This window comes from Pseudoalteromonas sp. S1650, from assembly GCF_005887195.1.
Classification (GTDB): domain Bacteria; phylum Pseudomonadota; class Gammaproteobacteria; order Enterobacterales; family Alteromonadaceae; genus Pseudoalteromonas; species Pseudoalteromonas simplex.
Window position 1 is genome coordinate 1 of sequence record NZ_PNDF01000280.1, and the last position, 207, is coordinate 207.

At 35.7% G+C, this 207-nt stretch carries 1 pseudogene; it reads right to left on the reverse strand.

The features are described from left to right. Positions 1-207 (reverse strand): annotated as a pseudogene (locus CWB80_RS22680) (substrate-binding periplasmic protein); the annotation flags it as partial.

The following is a 207-nucleotide window of genomic DNA, read 5'->3' on the forward strand; positions in this document are numbered from 1 at the left end:
ATTCGTCCTTTCACTAGCAATTGCAAAACATGATCGTAAAGACTGACCACCACCAAATTTTTATTAACATTAAAGCCGGCTTGTTTCAAATAATGTTCACTTGAATAGCCACGAATTGTAGCCACACGATATATCTTTGCTTGTTTTAAGCTATTTAATTCGTCGTTTTGTTTGGCAAGCCCAACAAAATAAGCATCGGCAAAATAG